Origin of the sequence: Marinibactrum halimedae, from assembly GCF_021234875.1 — a bacterium.
Classification (GTDB): Bacteria; Pseudomonadota; Gammaproteobacteria; order Pseudomonadales; family Cellvibrionaceae; genus Marinibactrum; species Marinibactrum halimedae.
This window is the reverse complement of the sequence record NZ_JAJQVM010000006.1, coordinates 49108-63633: the sequence shown is the minus strand read 5'-3', so window position 1 is coordinate 63633 and position 14526 is coordinate 49108. Positions and strand designations below refer to the sequence as shown.

Below are 14526 nucleotides of genomic sequence, written 5' to 3'. Positions count from 1 at the left end.
TTCATGACAAATTGCGCAGTTATTACTCCAATAGGCCCCGGCCATGAACAGCGTTGGGAAGAATGCCTAACCTCAATTCTAAGCGCTCATGAATACAGTAAAGGCCCTTTTAGTGAAATAAAAGCATTCCCAGTTGAAGATATTGAAGGCAAGTTGGGCCGTTCTCATGCTCGAAATTTGGGAGTAGAGATGGCAATAAATGAGGGATTTGATTGGATTTTTTTTCTGGATGCGGATGATTTTATGGTGGCTAGTGCTTTTGAGTCGGTAACTGGCCTTATTGAGGAGTACGATGCCATTTGGGGCGCCATTGCTGAATTGTCTGGTGAAACTGCGCAACTGAGACCTAAGCAAGAAATGGAAATTCAATCGTTTGAACAATTAATTCGTATTAATCCGTTTCTATCGTTACAAATGGGGCACTTTGTCAAAGCATCAATTGCAAAAGATAACCCCTTTGATGAGAGCATGGACACCGGTGAAGATTTTGATTATTACTTGAAAGTGTGGGCTCAATATAGGGCTGTGAAGCAACCGCTTCCTTTATTCATTAACCGCAGAGGAATGCATTCTACTGGCCCGCGTTCTGCAACCGGGGAGCAGTGGAATAGGGCTGTCAGTCATATTATTCAACATTACCATCGACACGGTAAGGAGGGTATTAATATACCCTTGTCTTAATGTTGCACTCTTTTTTGTTTCGGTATTTATGCTGAGCTTACCACCTTTCTTTTTTCGTTTTTTTAAGTAACTCTGTAGGTGCTGTTTTTTTGGCGCCTTTTTCGTTTGTTGCTTTTTTATATTCTCTATTTCCCTTTTGATGACGTGTTAGAGTAAAGACGAACGATGTGTTTGGGTCTTCTATTCGTTCGCTCAATATTCATATAAGTATTAATTTTTCATACAGTATTCCATTTTAACAAAATTAATAATGAAAAGGTGCCAATGTGAAAAGTTTATTCTCTGTTCAATACGGGAAGCGAGTTGCGGTAGCGTCTTTAATCAGTATGTTAAGTTCACAGGTTGCAGCGATTGATGTCCGTTTTAATACAAGAGATGCAGGCGTGGTAAAACAGAGTGAGATGTGGACGGTGGGGACGTCTAATGTTAGAGAGTCAAGTGAGTATGTCGGTAATACGATTGATGCAATGCGTTTTGGAGCAGTACAAGAATATGCTTTACAGGCAGATGGAACGCTTTCTGATGAAGCGAAAGCCGAAATTGATGGCTATGTAGAGAAACTGGATCAATTGAATCGCTTGAACTTTCAAAATGATCCAGATAACTATAAAGAGATTCGTACGGTTACGTTAATGGCGTCCAGTGCGAAAGATAAGGTGCATCCTTATTATGTATCTGCCAATGGCAATAATATCAATACAGGTCGCTGGCGAAATATGTTTAAGGCTTATGTTCGTTATGTGGAGGATGTCCATAATTTAACAGTAAGGTTCATTGAGCCAGGTAATGAAACGGATTTTGGTGATAAATATAAAAACAAAGAGAATTGGAGAAAAATACATCGTGTTTTTAACGAAGATGATACGCTGTCAAATTACCCTATTGTGGGGCCTTCAACGTTGAGTGCGGGGGCGGTTCATAACTGGTGGCCCTATGTTCAAAATAACACAGATTGGGCAGCAACCCACGTCATTAACGGCACCATGAAAAATTACATACGATTTTTAAAACAGTCCAAACAAGAAGGTAAGCCTTACTTTGCCAGTGAAAACCACAGTTTGGCGGAGATGATTATTTGTGCCAATTATGCCGACTGTATCGGAGGGTTGTGGTGGCGCACTAGCGCAGATAAAGGGGATTGGTCTCGCGTTAGTAAGACAGGAAGGCAGTTGGCTTATGTAGAGGATCGTCCAAATTGGACTGTGGCAACCGTGTATAAACAGAGAAGGGCGCGTAAAATTTGGTTATTTGCGTCTGGCGGAACACGTGCAACCAGCAATAATGCTCAGCCAACCACATATACTTTTATCTCTGAGGATCGGGATGTGTATTTTGACGGTATAGGCCCACAGCGTCAGTTTGAAATTGAAGTACAGAAAGACGCCACTTACGCGATTGAAGTGACATGGGAATAAATTGAAGTGACATGGGAATAATATGTGCGTTTAACTTGTAAGGTTTTATAATCGGCAGTTTACCCTTGTGCATGATTAATCTGAAATTGGAGGGGGTGATTAATCATGCGCTTCGTGTTGAATCCGCCTTCTTTAGTATTGTCACCAAAAAATAAAAACAATGTAGTGGTATTGCTTTGCCTAACGGCTTGGTTGCTATTGTTTTTGAAATTCAGCATCAACCACTATCGTCACTTTGTCTCCTACCAACCCAGGGTAATCCGTGAGATCAAAAGCATGTCGATCTATTTCCATTGTGGCAGTAAAGCCAATGGTGTAACGCTGTGTTAACTGGTTGTAAGCTCCGCCGTGGAATTCAACGGTTAATGGGATGGTTTTTTTTATATTCTTAATGGTCAAATTGGCAAGGTAGTTATACCGATTCCCTTCTATGGTCTCTAAAGATTGAGTTTCCAGTATCGCTTCTGGATAGGTTTGGCTGTTGAACCATGACGAGCTCCGTAGCATTTGGTCAATGTCATTATCACCGGTATCTACGCTATTGGTGACGACTTTTGCTTGCAGCCGGCTGTTATAGGGAGTGGTAGGGTCGAAATCCAATTCTGCTTCCACAGTATTAAATCGTCCAACATAATTGGATAACCCCATGTGTTTGACTTTAAACAAGACCGATTGATGGGCGGTATCTAAGGAGTAGCTACCGGGTTTAAAGCTGGCTACGTCTACGGCAACGGTGGGGGTGAGCAGTCGAGAGAGGGTGTTGGTGCATGCACTAATTGAAAAGCCCACAACGAGCAGTGTTAACAGATAAGCCATACGCTTTAATTTTCGGTGGGCGACGTTCCTTTCATGCATACTGAAATTCTCCGATATAAATATAGGTTGAGTGGTAATCAGAGTACTCAATGGCAATAACGCACCGCCTCATAGAATGTATTGTGAGTACCTGCTTTTTGTAAATACTGGAATACCGGTCTATTTTATGTCTAGGTTCTTCGAAAATAGAGAATTATTCGTGCTTTAATGAATATGCCTTTACCATGAGTCGTTTTCTATGACGAATGCGTTGCTGGGCAGTACGTTTGTGAGTAGTACGTTTCTGGGTAGCGCGTGTGAGTAGTGCTGTGTGTCATGAGAGTGACATCTTTATGACTTATTCTAGAACCCATCAAAATAGCGTGATAAACATAAAAACATTCCGGCGGCACCTCAAAAGCTGCCCTTAGCCACTTGGTAAACATGACCGAAACGATTATGACGGCTAGAGCGAGTTTCTTTAGCATCAGTCTGATTCGTATGTTGCTTGGCTTTCATTCAACTTGAAAAAACCTCCTATTGATACATGGTGCACCGTGTACAAATCCGGTGTGTAACAAACTTATTCGATGCATAAAGAGACTCACGTGATTTTGACTCTATTTTTAGACACAAACTATTATCAATCAAACCAATATCAATCAGAAAAGTGCCAGCCAAACCGCTGCCAAAATGTTGTTAATGAGAGCTTTGTTAATGAGGGTGTTGTTATTGAGAGTGTTGCTAATGAAGGTGTCGTTAATGAAGGTGCCATTGATGAAAAGGTGGTGACGAAGCGGCTTTACTCAAAAGACACTAAAGTACTGGATTGCGCGAGTCGCCCAGTTTACAGGGGCATACGGGCGGTTTCTGGGGCAAATAACGGCGCAGATTACCACCTCTCACAAGGTGAAATGGTGTAACCTATTCAGATACTTGTAATAAGGTGTAATCGCTTTTGGTCATTAAACTGACCACAATATATGGCAAGTCTCCGAATAAAGATACCGTTTATTAATGTGGTTGCAGTTTGATCAGTTAATGGTTCGTTTGAACAATGTTTGCGACTTTATTCGGACATGGATGCTAAATCGCCAAGTAGTATATCAGTATGCTCAGCCACAGAGTGGCGGTTAGAGTGAATAACTACTTCCTAGTCACAATAGACTAGAACGTTGGCGGCTTAACGTTGAGAGATTCGACGAAAATAGGGAAATCAACATGCACAGCGACAAATTGGACAATCAAGTATTAACACAGCTTGCACGCGCAATGGATGCGTCTTCTGCTTGCGTTATGGTGATAGGGGTGCCTACGGGTGATGTTCTCTATCGGAACGATGCGGCGCTTCAGTTTTATTCTGATCAGAGAAAAGTAGATTGTTCCAGTCTTACTAATAAAGTGGCTAATTCGGCTTTTGATTCTGTGCCAAACGAACTGACGGATGCGGAAATCACCGAATATCTGTTTGCTTGGCAAACGGCATTAGAAGGTGGGCAAATGCCGTCTCCTTCCAGTGGAGTCACTTTGTCTCCCGCTCAGTTTGGTTCAACATTGTTAGCTGAACATTTTTCACTGGGTGAGCAAATGGTCTCTGGGGCTCAGATTGGCAGTGTGGAAGCGGTTATCAACCTGGGCGCATCTTGTTATAAGTGGGGAGCACTCAGTGCATCTCCGATGTACGGCGAAGATGGTTCAGTGATTGCCAATTTGATTATTTGGCACGACATTACCGCTCAAAAACATAAAGAGCGAGTACTTCAGCAAGCGGCAGATTACGACCCTCTGACTAATGTCTTCTCTCGTCAAAAAATTATGTCATTGGCTCATCGATGTGTGGAGCACTCCAAAGTGAGTGGTTCTTCTATTGTGTGTCTGATGTTGGATATTGATAATTTTAAGTCTATTAACGATCAGTATGGCCATGCTGTGGGTGATGTTGTGCTACAAACCTTTGCGGCAACTTTATCAAAAAATATCCGTAGTAGTGATGTGTTTGGTCGTATCGGCGGTGAAGAGTTTTTGCTTATCGCTCCAGATACCGATTTAACCGAAGGCGTGGGGTTTGCTGAAAAGCTTCGCCAGGTCATTGAAACGATGAAGATCTCTGCTGTAGATGTTGAGTTGAAAATCTCAACCAGTATTGGTGTCTCTTTATTGGATGTAAATAATGAAGATGACTCGTTGGAAGATTTAATGCTCAGTGCCGACCAGTCTCTTTACCGAGCAAAACACCTAGGCCGTAACCGTGTGTGTGTGAGTCGAGCTGCCATTCAATCTAGTGCTGTGGCGCCCATTGCCATGTATAACTGAGTATTTTAATAGCTAATTATTTGGAGCTGTTAGCGAATTAAAAAGTTCAGTTATTTTAAAGGCTAGAGTGCTTGAAACCTGTATTCGCGTTTCGAGTACAGGTTTTATAAGCGATAGCCTTTGTTATGGCATGTTGTTTGACTCATCTTTTGTGTCGTCTTCACCTTCACCCACTCGTCTCACACCAAACGTAACGGTAGGTGGTATTCCCATGCCTAAGTCAATATCAGATACCCGATAATTACACCCTTTCGCTTTTAATAATGCATTTACCTTTTCTTGTTTTTCTACTGCTCTGATAATCGTATTGGCAATGACTTCGTCACTACTGAATGAGGTTACGGATTCGTTGACTTTGTCTCCGAGCTCTTTGGCTTTGTCGAGAAGTCCCATGTCTCTTCCTTTTGTATGCAAAATAATCTATATGATGTTTATACTCTTGATGGAGAGTTTTGTGGGTTTGAAAGTACTCTGTTTATCGTTGAGTTGCAATATAATGAATAGAGTGTCAAATCGTTTTTAAATGGTGTTTTAGTTTATTTTTTAATCAGTATAAGAGTGGTGTGTGATGGATCTTAGAGTTGCCTTTTTTATTTTAGGGTGGCTGTTTTATAGAGAAATTAGAGTGTTTGAAAAAGTACATGAAGCAGAGGTTCTAGAATGCCATTTTCATATAAAGATCTAACTTATATTCGTGCAGCTATTCAAGCGTATGAGGGAACATTAACCTCTGTATCAGAAGAAGAGTGTGATGACGAAGATGAATTCTCTGAAATCCAGGATGATATCTTGTATTTGAACAGGCTTTTGGCCCTGGTAAATCGGGAAATTGAAGAGAGTGAGAACTCTGGCCCTAGTTTAAATACAGTCTATACTGATGAGTGATAGGCGTAATAAATAAGATAAAAATGAGAGCGCAACATAATTAATACCGACGCTTTAGATAAGCGTCGGTAAAAGAAGTTGCTCTGAATTATTAAATCCTAGTCATTCCCATATTAAACAATGTAAACCCAAAAATATCGGCATATTGTTCGATAATTTTATCCATGGGTGTGCCTGCGCCGTGCCCGGCGTTGGTTTCGATTCGAATTAGAGTAGGGTTATTGCCTTTGTATTTGTCTTGCAATTGCGCTGCGAATTTAAAGGAGTGGGCGGGAACCACTCTGTCGTCGTGGTCACCCGTCGTGATAAGCATAGCAGGGTAGGTAATGTTTTCTTTTACATTGTGTACCGGTGAATAACCTAACAAATATTCAAACATTTCTTGGTTGTCTTCTGAGGTGCCGTAATCATAGGCCCAGCCAGCGCCGGCGGTAAAGGTGTGATAGCGCAGCATATCCAACACACCAACCCCTGGTAATCCTACTGCGAATAAATCGGGGCGTTGGGTGGTAACGGCACCCACTAATAGCCCTCCGTTAGAGCGGCCTAAGGCAGCGAGGTGTTTGGCGTCGGTGTAGCGGTGGTCAATTAAATATTCAGCGGCCGCAATAAAATCATCAAATACATTTTGTTTTTTTGTTTTCACGCCGGCATTGTGCCACGCTTTGCCAAATTCTCCGCCGCCCCGCAAATTCGGTACTGCGTAGATTCCGCCCAACTCTAACCATAACGCAATAGTAGAACTAAAGCGTGGCTGCAGGCTGACATTGAAACCGCCATAGCCATAAAGAATGGTCGGGTTTTTTCCATTTTTCTTAAGTCCTTTTTTATGAGTAATGGTTAAAGGAACACGAGTGCCATCTTTAGAGGTATAAAACACTTGTTCTGAAATATATTGGCTGTCGTCAAAGGCGATTTTCGAGTTGCGATACAAAGTGGATTTGCCGGTTGCGACATCCAGTTCAAAAATGGTGGCGGGGGTACTGTAGTTTGTGAACGAATAGTAAAGAGTTTGCTGCTGACGTTTTCCGCTGAACCCACCGGCAGTACCCAAATTAGGTAATTGAATATCGCGAATAAATAGCCCTTCTTGATCAAACTGTTTTACCTCTGTCATGGCATTAACCATGTATTGGGCGTAGAAAGAGCCTCCCCCTTTCGTTAAATTAAGTACGTGTTCTGTCTCGGGAATAACGTCTTCCCAAAATTCTGGAGTGGGATTCTTTGCGTTGACTTTTACTAAGCGTTTATTGGGTGCTTGGTGGTTGGTTACGATGTAAAGGGTTTCACCTTTATTATCGATAACGTAGTTGTCCGCACTGGTGTCGGTAAACAGCGGTTGTAAAGTGTGGTGTGGTTGTGAAAGGTCTTTGAGGAAAAGTTTGTTTCCGGAGGTGGAGTGTGCTGCACTCACAATAAGATAACGGGCATCTTCTGTCGTGTACCCAGAGACGTAGCGATGTTTTTCCTCTTCGGTTCCACCAAAAATCAGCGCATCTTTACTTTGTGGTTGGCCTAACTGATGGTAATACAGTTTGTGCTGGTCGGTTTTGGCAGAGAGTTCACTACCATCAGGTTTATCGTAGCTGGAATAATAAAACCCTTCGTTTTTGTACCAACCAATGCTACTGAATTTTACATCGTTGAGTGTGATGTCCACAGGCTCAAGGGTTGTGGTGTTAATGGTGATGACTTTACGCCAATCGCTTCCACCTTCGGAGATTCGATAAGCGGCGAGAGAGCCATCTTCACTGAAGGTAACGCCGGCCAGTGAGGTGGTTCCGTCTTCACTGAAGGTATTGGGATCTAGGAAGACTCGTGTATTGCCTTGTTTGTCTTGCTGATAGAGCACGTACTGATTTTGTAAGCCGTCATTTTGATAGAAATAGGTGTAGTCGCCCTCAATAAACGGAGCCGTGACTTTTTCATAATTCATTAAAGTGGTCAGTCGTTGCTCTAATTGCTCCCGATAAGGAATGTTTTCTAAATAGGAAAAGGTGACCTTATTTTGAGCTCTCACCCATTGAGCGGTTTCTTTGCTTCGATCATCTTCTAGCCAACGGTAGGGATCCGCTACTTGAACGCCAAAATATTCGTCAACAACATCACTTTTGCGAGTGACGGGGTAAATCAAATGGGATTTAGTTGTCATCGATGCTTGAGTCTCATTGTGACGTGGGGCGTTATTACTGTGCTGGCATCCGGTTAATAAGGCACTGATAAGAAACAGAGATGAGACTAAAGGTGTCTTGACCATAATAAACCTGCAATGTTGTGTTTATTTCGAATGGGTTTTAAAAACTCCACTTTATAGCAAGACAAGTATTTCGCAAGCACTGTTGGTATAGGTAGTTGTTGGTGTGGGTAATTGTTGGTGTGGGTAGTTGTTGGTGTGGGTAATTGTTGGTATGGAATGGATGATAGGGTAAGCCACTCTTGCATAACTCCAATTTCATGAAGTGGGTGAGTGAAGTAAGTACGCATAGCCAGTATTTAGAGGGTATGTGGAGGTTTAGCGGGATAATAGCGTTTGAGCTCTTGCCCAAAACAAATGGGGCCGGAGTAGTGCTGGCGAATGGCGGCAAGTATCTGAGCTTTAGTTTGATTGGGGGGTAAAGTGCGACGCATAAAATGACTTAAGAGTAAGCGTTTTGCCCCGGCTGCATGAGCTAATTGCCCAATTTGTGAGGGGCGCATATGAAGAGTTGCTGCGACAGGGTGTGCGTTTTCAGGAATAGCCACATGGGCCACTAATAAATCAGCGTCAGCGGAGAGTGTCGTTAAGTGTTGCCACTGGTTCGTACTGTCGCCGGTGACAATAATACTGCAACCGTTAATGTCTACGCGCCAACCTACTGCGGGTATGGGGCCGTGATGAGTACTGATGGCTGAAAGTTGAATTGAACGTCCATTGTCTTGTGAGCTTGTTCTATTTGCCGTGTTTTCTCCATGCTGTTTATTACTCTCTTTGTCTCGTTGTCTATCGTTTCGTTGTCTATCATCATCTTTATACATAGGGGTATAGGTGTGAATTTTTCCATCTAGAGGGACATCTACTGGGTCAAAATAAAAGCCATTTTTCCGGTTGCTTTTACTCTCTTGGCCTGTCAGTTTTGAAGGCGTACGAGAGGAACGCATTGTGTTTGGCAATGTGTCCGATAGGTAGGGATAAGCCCCTTTTTCACCAAACAAGCGTTGTAAAAATTCAGTTGTGGCAGGCATTCGATCATTTCCCGCTGGGCCATAAAGGGGTAGGCGGGTTCGGCGTCGGGTAAAGTGGGCGCCTTTTGCATAGGCCGGTAAGTCGCTACTGTGATCAACATGCAGATGAGTCAGTGCTATAGCGGTTAAGTCTGAAAATGTTGCTTTTGCCAGATTAAATTGAGTACTGCTACCACTGCCAGCATCAATTAATACGCGAGCTTTCTGATTATGCCAAATAAGGTAGCTGCTTGAATGATGCTGGTCTTCTAATTCTGGCCCTCCCGCTCCTAATATTTGTATCGCAAAGGACGTGTCATCACAGGAGATAGAGGGGGTGATGTTATGTTTCAATTCAACAGATTCGGCATAAAGTGTTGTCCAAGTGCTGCTCATAGCCATCATGGCGAAAGCGAATAAAGGTATAAAAAGAAACCTGTTTATTAGTTTATCCAAAGTGAGTAAACCGCTATCAATGGAAAACTTTTTATTAGAGAGGAGCTGCGTCATAAATTTTATTGAGTGATTTGATTTTTTGTAGGAAGTTAAGAAGTCACTTTGTGATGATTCGGCTTTATTGTCAAAAATACACAGTTATTTGGATTGGTTTTAAATGGTATCGACTATTGTCGTGTTGTGGTTTTTCATGAAAAAAGCTTTGATGTAGGATTTGAATGCTAGACGCTCTTTATAGCGTGCTTGGTGTTGAATAAGAGTGTTCTATGAGGCAGAGCATAACGATAAGAACATTAACATAGAACTAAAATAATTGATAAAAAGTGTCATAAAAAATGATTAAAAATAGGTATTGGTTTCTGCTGCTTAGTGTGGTCGAATGATGTGGCGGCATTTCAGAAATTGATAAAAATGCTTTGCATTACTCTATTAAAAAAAGATGAATAACCATTAATAAAATAGGGTAAATAAGTCTTTTCAGAGGTTTTCTGGTAGAAAGCTTCTCGCTGGAAAAGCAGGATAGATGTCGGGGTATTCAGGGTGGGTTGAATTGTCGTCATTCAGAATATGGTTTCAAAAAAGAGGGATTGTTGCGACATTTTTTTAAGCATAACCTTGAATAAATCGTAGTCATTAATATTTCTTTACTATGCTGTGGCTTATGTCTTCCTGCTGGGATGTCTTGATTCAGGTATATTTTGGAGTATTAGGCGTTGTCGTACAACGATGATCACGAAGAGGCTTTGCCAGATAAGGAAGAGCCTACAGTATCAACGAAACTTAAGGGCTACCGCTCTTTCGTGTCTGCTGGTGAACGATCACCGATTGAAAAGCTATCGTCTTCAATCGATTCAAGTGCGCTGTTATCTTCTAATACAGAGCCTGTTCATGATCAAAAGGGCCAATCATGGCGCGACCCTTCCCCCCTCCTGTTATTGGTGTTGTGTGGCTTTATTGCTTTCACAGGTTTGGCGTTGCCGACGATATTGCAAGAGCAAGGTTTTTTTCTGATTTGGCCGCCAGCGGGATTGGCCGTTGTGGTGTTTTTTTATTTTGGTGCCAGAGCCTTTATTCCTTGCTTTTTGAGCTTGGTTGTCTCGTGTTGGTTGGTTTCTGATACCGCTCATTTTCAGCATCCGGTATTCAGTCGTCATACTGAGGCGCTTGTCCTTTGCCTATATAGCGCTGTGTTCTTAACCTTGCAAGGGTTTTGGCTTGGGCGTTTGCTGTCACCAATTCGCTTAAATCCTAATTATGGCTTGTCTCAAAGTCGGAAATTGCTTTGGCGATTTTTTTTACTGTATTCACCACTGACGACGTTAGCGTGTACGTCTGTTTTATTCCTTGGGTTATTGAGCCTGGGTGAAGAATTAGTTTTCTCTATGCCGCCTCAATCGGCTTTTTGTATTTGGTTGGCGGGTAATTTTAATGGTGTTGTGCTAGTGGTGGCCATTGCCATGACATTACACGTCTTTCATCATACAAAAATTCGGCATTACTTTTTTCATGTGGTGCCCTATATCGTTGTTGCTGCGGTTATTTCTGCTGTTTTTATTTCAAGTCGCCATACCATTATTACCCATCAGCGTAATATTGATGCTGAACGTACACGCGGTCTGTCTCATGAAATTGAAACGGCAATTACCCAAAATGTTCAAGTGGCTCAAATTTTGGGTCAGTTTGTTCGTGCTAATGCTGCTTTTTCGGAAGAAGATTTTCATCATTTTATTACACGTTATTACAACAACGATCATCATTTAGCTTCACACTTATGGTTGAAAAAAATTGAAGATGACGAATTGCAAAATGTGAAAACGAAGGTGTTGGATTTACATCCTGGTGGTATTCACTCTGCTGAACCTGCGAAGCAATATTTAGTGGTATCCCAAAAATACCCCCAGCACTTTGAGGCGGTTCAGTTGGGCTGGAATTTGCTGGCGGATTATGAGTATTTTACGTTGTTTGAAAATGCAGTCGAAGTGGACGGCGTTGCGGTCAGCCCGGATATCCAATTGGCGGATGATGAACGGTACATTGCTTTTGCCTACCCAGTGTATGAAAAGGATTCAGTAAAACAAACGATAACCAGTTCAGAGGCCTCTTTATCAAGCCCGGCACTGTCGACGCTCCCCGAAGATGGCTTGGCGATTAATGGTGCTCCAACATATCGTTATTTGCCTGATAATCTTGAAGGGATTGTGGTGACGTTATTGCCCATTGAGTCATTAATTGCTCATGCTCAGCAGCTTTCTCACTCTGTATTTGATATTGGAATTGTGGAGCTGATTGGGGGTATGGAACGCCATCTATATGGTAATCCTCATTTACTGAGCCTGTATCATTCTCGTAAAAACCACTCTTCCCAAGATATGCTGAGCAATGTGTGGGAGGGAGGGAACGTTGCAGGTTCAAAAGGTGAAGGTGAGAGGGGAAATACGACAAGGTCGCTTAGTGCATCCAGTCATATTATTCGTGTTCTTGATAAGACATGGCGTGTACATTTCTTTAATAGGCAGTATTTCGATGTAGTGCAAAAAACCACAGTGATTGCATCATTGATGATGAAATCGGTTTTATTCATGATGGTATGTGTCTTGTACTTATTTTTTTCCCGCTTTAAAGAGGCTGAGCTTTTCGAGAAAGGCCAATCTCGTGAAGCCTCTTTAGCAAAGATATTAAAGTCATTGGAGAATGAACGACGTTTGAAAACGGAATTTTTGAATAGTTTGTCTCATCAATTGCGAGTACCGTTAAATTCAGTCATTGGCTTTTCCCATCGTTTGTTAAAACAACCGGAGATTAAACGGGACCCTCATGTGAGTGAGGGATTGGATGCCATCCATCGTAATGGATTGCACCTGTTGGCGTTGGTGGATGAGATTCTGGACTTATCAACAATTGAGTCTGGTTCTATGGTAATGCAAAAGCACCAAGTGGATATGCGAACTTTGATGGGTGAGTTACGAAAATACGCCGTCGAAATTAACACACGTAAGTCATTGAAGCTGAACTTTTCTACAGAGGTGAAATTTGTCTGGGGGGATCGGTTACGCTTACGGCAGATGATGTTCAGTTTGGTGGGCAGTGCTATTGATGTAACGGAGGCAGGCTGGGTGACATTAACAGTGACTTCGGAGTATCAAAACAGCAAAGGAGGTGTTTTATTTAAGGTCTCTGACAGTGGCTTGGGAGAAGCAGCGGAGGCGCGTCGAGCGCAATTTCAGCGATTCAGCGAACTGGCCAATTTGCGTGCGAAAGGGAAGAAAGTCAATGAAGCCAGCTTGCGTTTGGTTTTGGTTCATGAATTTGCTGAGCTGCATGGCGGTCGTGCATGGGTGAATGAGTCTCCTGATTCTGAGTTTTGCATTTGGATACCAACACCGGTGGTTGCGATGACGGAGGAGGATTTTGATGACAGTGGCGCGAAAATAACCACTCAGGGAAAGCGTTTTAGCCGCAATGGTAAAGAGCCTGTTTATCAAAGAAAATTCACGGTTCAGGATTCAGGAAGTCTTAGGGTGAGCCAATCTTAAGATTGGTAAATTATTTTGAAGGGTGATTTTTATGGCGTATGTTGTATGCGTTTGTAAAAATACTTTTCTTCCCTCAAGCAAACACGTTTGTATCCCATAAAAAATAGTGGTGAATTTAACATTATTTCAAATATTGGTATTTGATCATGCACCATGATTAACTATCCTCATGGTGTCACTGTTTTTCTAAAAAAGACAAATCATAAAACAGTGCTAAGAAAAAGCCTATGAAATAAGTACTGTAAGATAAGTGTGATAAAAAGTACTAAAAAATATTAAAAGAAGAATGATTACAGCGTAATGGTAGAAGAAGAGTAACGGCATTATCGGGTCAATAAGGGTGTATCCATAACATACTCAATACGGCCGTCATTATGAAAGCAATGTATCAGAGCTTCGCTACGAGGAGGGTGATATGCATCGTCTTTATCCTAGTTCCCGTCGTCGTTATGGCAGCAGTGCCTCAGGAGGATCACTCCAAGGCACCTAACTCCCCCATTTTATTGATTCCTCTGGAGGAGGCCCCTCCGCTTATTGAAGAAAAACATCAGCGAGAGTCTGGTGTTGAACCTCGTAGAGGCGTGACGTTAGACATCACCCGGCGTATTGCTGAAAAGATGGGTTGGCAGACGCAGTATAAAACCTGTTCTTTTAATGATTGTCTTCAAATGATGGAAACGGGTGATTTGGATTTTATGGGGTTGTTGTACAGAGGGAAAACACGAGAACGTTACCTTCGGTACTTAGAACCCCCCATTCATACAGAGCAAATTCATTTTTTTCATTTACCCGGTAAATCTATTACGATTAATCGTTATGAGGATTTAGCCAAATACCGTATCGGAACCATTACCGGGGTAAAGTATTTTGAACCCTTTGATTCCGATAAACACTTGAGAAAGTTTGTTGTGGACTCGGAAATACAGCGTTTTAAAATGTTGTTATCGGGCCGAGTGGATGTAGTCTTGTCGGAGCCTTGGTATTTTTCCACCATTGTGGAGTATTTAGGGTTGGAAGATAGTTTCGTTCGTGCCAATTTTTCCACCCATGGTGAGGATGTGTATTTCACGTTGTCTCAACGATCTTCTTTTCTGAAATACGAGCAAGCCATTACTAAAGTGCTCAAGGAGATGATCGATACTGGGGAAGTAAAAGGTATGTTCGATGAGTATGGCGTGCTTTACGTACGCCCTATTGAGAGGCCGCTCTATCGATAGAGCGGCCATATTGATTACGGCGTTCCGTTA

Annotated in this window: 11 protein-coding genes; 7 read left to right on the top strand and 4 right to left on the bottom strand. The window is 42.2% G+C overall.

Annotation, left to right across the window (positions count from 1 at the left end; all coding sequences use genetic code 11):
• Nucleotides 1-3: 3 nt before the first annotated feature.
• Both LU351_RS05100 and LU351_RS05095 read left to right on the top strand, forming a co-directional pair.
• Nucleotides 4-681: a glycosyltransferase family A protein gene (locus tag LU351_RS05100; RefSeq protein ID WP_232592980.1), complete on the top strand. Its 678-nt coding sequence runs from the start codon at nt 4-6 to the stop codon at nt 679-681.
• A 266-nt stretch (nt 682-947) separates the two neighbouring features.
• A complete protein-coding gene (locus LU351_RS05095) occupies nt 948-2096 on the top strand; it encodes a hypothetical protein (RefSeq protein ID WP_232592979.1) in 1149 nt (382 codons plus the stop codon).
• A 195-nt stretch (nt 2097-2291) separates the two neighbouring features.
• Here the strand turns inward: LU351_RS05095 and LU351_RS05090 are convergent, their stop codons facing one another.
• Complete coding sequence (locus LU351_RS05090; protein ID WP_232592978.1) at nt 2292-2951, bottom strand: YceI family protein; 660 nt, start codon at nt 2949-2951, stop codon at nt 2292-2294.
• Nucleotides 2952-3499: 548 nt separating this feature from the next.
• Between LU351_RS05090 and LU351_RS05085 the strand changes: the two genes are divergently transcribed.
• Together LU351_RS05085 and LU351_RS05080 are read left to right on the top strand one after the other, a co-directional pair.
• Complete coding sequence (locus LU351_RS05085; RefSeq protein WP_232592977.1) at nt 3500-3814, top strand: hypothetical protein; 315 nt, start codon at nt 3500-3502, stop codon at nt 3812-3814.
• A gap of 298 nt (nt 3815-4112) precedes the next feature.
• The gene (locus LU351_RS05080) at nt 4113-5204 is read left to right on the top strand and encodes a GGDEF domain-containing protein (RefSeq protein ID WP_232592976.1); all 1092 of its coding nucleotides are present in this window, start codon (nt 4113-4115) and stop codon (nt 5202-5204) included.
• Between the two features lie 123 nt (nt 5205-5327).
• Here the strand turns inward: LU351_RS05080 and LU351_RS05075 are convergent, their stop codons facing one another.
• Complete coding sequence (locus LU351_RS05075) at nt 5328-5597, bottom strand: hypothetical protein (protein ID WP_232592975.1); 270 nt, start codon at nt 5595-5597, stop codon at nt 5328-5330.
• A 267-nt stretch (nt 5598-5864) separates the two neighbouring features.
• On the opposite strand from LU351_RS05075, the gene LU351_RS05070 reads away from it, so the two are divergent.
• On the top strand, nt 5865-6089 hold the full coding sequence (locus LU351_RS05070; protein WP_232592974.1) for a hypothetical protein: 225 nt from the start codon (nt 5865-5867) through the stop codon (nt 6087-6089).
• Between the two features lie 91 nt (nt 6090-6180).
• On the opposite strand, the gene LU351_RS05065 is transcribed toward LU351_RS05070, so the two are convergent.
• The gene (locus tag LU351_RS05065) at nt 6181-8346 is read right to left on the bottom strand and encodes a prolyl oligopeptidase family serine peptidase (protein WP_232592973.1); all 2166 of its coding nucleotides are present in this window, start codon (nt 8344-8346) and stop codon (nt 6181-6183) included.
• 236 nt (nt 8347-8582) lie between these two features.
• The gene (locus LU351_RS05060; protein WP_232592972.1) at nt 8583-9686 is read right to left on the bottom strand and encodes an MBL fold metallo-hydrolase; all 1104 of its coding nucleotides are present in this window, start codon (nt 9684-9686) and stop codon (nt 8583-8585) included.
• A 773-nt stretch (nt 9687-10459) separates the two neighbouring features.
• Here LU351_RS05060 and LU351_RS05055 point away from each other — a divergent pair.
• Nucleotides 10460-13279, top strand: a complete 2820-nt coding sequence (locus LU351_RS05055) for a sensor histidine kinase (RefSeq protein WP_232592971.1) — start codon at nt 10460-10462, stop codon at nt 13277-13279.
• A 374-nt stretch (nt 13280-13653) separates the two neighbouring features.
• Nucleotides 13654-14496, top strand: coding sequence for a substrate-binding periplasmic protein (locus LU351_RS05050; RefSeq protein WP_232592970.1), 843 nt, complete (start codon nt 13654-13656; stop codon nt 14494-14496).
• Nucleotides 14497-14526 lie beyond the last annotated feature (30 nt).